A 2,549-nucleotide genomic window follows, 5' to 3' on the forward strand; every position below is an offset into this window, starting at 1 on the left:
CTTGAATCTGATTTGCCTCGCGATGGGAATCCCAAGCCGTTAAATTGTCACTACAGCCTAGAGCAATTCCAGGAAAAGTGCGGGTGGTTTTCCGTCCGGAATTGCGTCAAAACAAAGATAGACCGGTTCGCCGTTTCCGTGAAACGGTGAAACGCTCCAGCACGGCCGTGTTGGCAGCGACCCGCTTGAAATGTTATGCAAGCGCTCTCATCGCGGCCGCTTCTTGAGTGACGATCGACCGAACCCACGACTGGGCGGGGTCAACATCGGACTTGGCGTGCCAGACGGCAACCACTTCGAACCGTGGGCTTGCGAAGGGCAGGGCGTAGCTGGTTAGGCGAAAGGTTGTCGATAGCATGCGAGCCGCGACGCTTGGCACATTGGCCAACAGGCTCGCTGACCTCAGAAGGTGGGGCAATGTGGAGAACCGCTCCACCACGACAGCAACCCTTCGAGACGCGCCCAATGCACGAAGGGAGTCGTCTATAAGGCCGCTCGACAGGCCGTTTGCGGAGACGAGCGCGTGCGGTGTCGTCGTGTATACGCTCAGGGTCATCGCACTGTCTGATCCGGCTGCGGTGCTTCCGGAAAGGACGACGAAGCTTTCAGTATAGAGAGATTGTACACGATGACGCGCTTCCCGCCGGGACGGTCGCGCACAGATGACGAGGTCGACGAGATCATCGTCAATCATCGCGGCAGCATTGCTATGGTTTCCAGCGCGCATGACGAGGTCCATATTTGGAGCCTCGTCTTGGAATCGACGGATCAAGCGCGGACCGAGGTTGATCTCGATATCATCGGTCATAGCGATACGTACGGTTCGAGAAGCTGTTGCCGATTCGAACTCACTGCCGGTTAGAAGAGCTGCGTTGATCGGGCTTGCAGCCCAGTCCGATGGAGCACAGCAAGAAGGCATGGCGCCGTGGGGGAGTGCGGGAGCAGGCTTCAGGGAGAATCGGTCCCGATCCTCGAGACATGTGGCTTCGTTGTCACCGTGCTGCGGATTGCTGCTCCTAGTCCGACCGGAGCGTGCAAACGCCAAGTTTTTGAACTTCGAAGTCAGCTACAGCATGGCGCCCAGCTGATCGCTCAAGGTGGATGTGCCTGGGCAGGTCCGCGGAGGCCGGCGCCTGGCCGATCCTGTCGTTGCCGATGTCAGGCTCACTGCCAGTGGAGGCTCGCCGGGCCTGCGGTTGCCGGAGCTTCGCCCGGCGAGTTTCCCCATGGCGTCGTGGGTTTCGTCGCGTATTCGCATGATGTGCCCACTGGTCGGGGGCGTTAGCGTTGCCCTGGATCCTCGGTGATCCAGGTAAACAAGTAAGCGATAGCCCTGCCGGGGGCGCGACCTATGTCCCTTTCGCGCTACAGCGGCCTATTTGATCCCGCTGATCTGGACTTACTTCAGCGGGTGTTCGACCAACTGTGCAACGAACGCCGGCTAGCTCAAAAGGACCGGGAACAGAGAGAAGCCCTCGCCGAGGAAATCGTTGGCGTTTTCCAAAATGGGGTCACCGACGAGACAGAGCTGTGGCGAGCACTTTCGAAACGCCGCAAGGCTTAGCCGCCGTTATCGGACAGCGGCGGACGCTGCTAGCCCCGGCGGCATGCATAGGGCCAACCCGGGCAGGACCAGGCAAGCAGCAATGCCGACAAAGTCGCGGCGCCGATAGAACCAGGCACCAAGTGCAGCACGCGCTTAACTTCAAGAGGACGGCGAGGCTTGACGTCGACACTTTGGTCCAGCGCTTAGGCCCGGATCAGGGCGCGATGCACTGGGATATGATCAAGGTGATCTATTGCCATGAATGCCGCAGCGCCGGCGAGACGATCGGAACCGGCAGTTCACAAACCATTCGATGACGCCGGACCAGCGGAGCGAGACCTGACACGGGAGCGGCCCGGTACCCTTTGGCGGGGTTGAGGGTCCAATACGGTGCCGGGCCTGACCGGCGGGGGGCATGCTTTTAGGGCGGCGCCGGCTGGCGATGGTATATGCGCTCTAGCCAACGGGCGAACCATGCGAATGAAGGACGGGCGGGGTTCTGACCTCTGGCGTTGCCCGGCGTGGCACTTCCGGCCTCAGGGGTGCCAATCGTTTGGTTGAGTTGACCTGCCGTGCTTGTAACGGTGTGGACATTGGCGGACCACTGTTCATCCCGAGATCGCGAAGCTGCGGTCTTGCGCGACCTTGCCGATTTTGGCCCCTTCACCGGAACGGCGCGACACTCTTTGGCGGGTTGCAACCAATCGGGCGCAGGGCCTAACCGATGGGATCGCTAGACGAGAAACTCGGCACCGGCTGGCCATGGAATATGCGCTTTTGCCAATAGGCGAAACATGCAAATGAAGGAGCGGCAGCTTACAAATCCGCAAGTCGTCGATCCGTGGGCGTCTTATCGATGCAGCTACTCCACCGTCACCGACTTCGCCAGATTGCGCGGCTGGTCGACGTCGGTGCCCATGAACACGGCGGTGAAATAGGCCAGCATCTGGATCGGCAGCGCGTAGATGATCGGCGAGATGATCTCCGGCACTTCGGGCAGGAT

The 2,549-nt window shown here is 60.3% G+C and carries 2 protein-coding genes and 1 pseudogene; 1 reads left to right on the forward strand and 2 read right to left on the reverse strand.

Features of this window, described 5'->3' with window-relative positions; all coding sequences use genetic code 11:
• Positions 1-193: 193 nt before the first annotated feature.
• Positions 194-919, reverse strand: coding sequence for a LysR substrate-binding domain-containing protein (locus tag KVT37_RS31430; RefSeq protein ID WP_306797042.1), 726 nt, complete (start codon positions 917-919; stop codon positions 194-196).
• 432 nt (positions 920-1,351) lie between these two features.
• Here KVT37_RS31430 and KVT37_RS31435 point away from each other — a divergent pair, with 432 nt between their 5' ends.
• Complete coding sequence (locus KVT37_RS31435) at positions 1,352-1,564, forward strand: RNA-binding protein (RefSeq protein ID WP_217578904.1); 213 nt, start codon at positions 1,352-1,354, stop codon at positions 1,562-1,564.
• 844 nt (positions 1,565-2,408) lie between these two features.
• On the opposite strand, the pseudogene KVT37_RS31440 reads toward KVT37_RS31435, so the two are convergent.
• Positions 2,409-2,549 (reverse strand): annotated as a pseudogene (locus tag KVT37_RS31440) (glutamine--fructose-6-phosphate transaminase (isomerizing)); the annotation flags it as partial.

The organism is Mesorhizobium sp. GbtcB19 (assembly GCF_019091085.1).
In the GTDB taxonomy this organism is placed as follows: domain Bacteria; phylum Pseudomonadota; class Alphaproteobacteria; order Rhizobiales; family Rhizobiaceae; genus Mesorhizobium.

What these genes read in the sequence shown, in the direction of transcription:
- KVT37_RS31430 (WP_306797042.1), bottom strand. Translation starts at nt 919, where the DNA reads ATGCCTTCTTGCTGTGCTCCATCGGACTGGGCTGCAAGCCCGATCAAC.
- KVT37_RS31435 (WP_217578904.1), top strand. Translation starts at nt 1,352, where the DNA reads ATGTCCCTTTCGCGCTACAGCGGCCTATTTGATCCCGCTGATCTGGAC.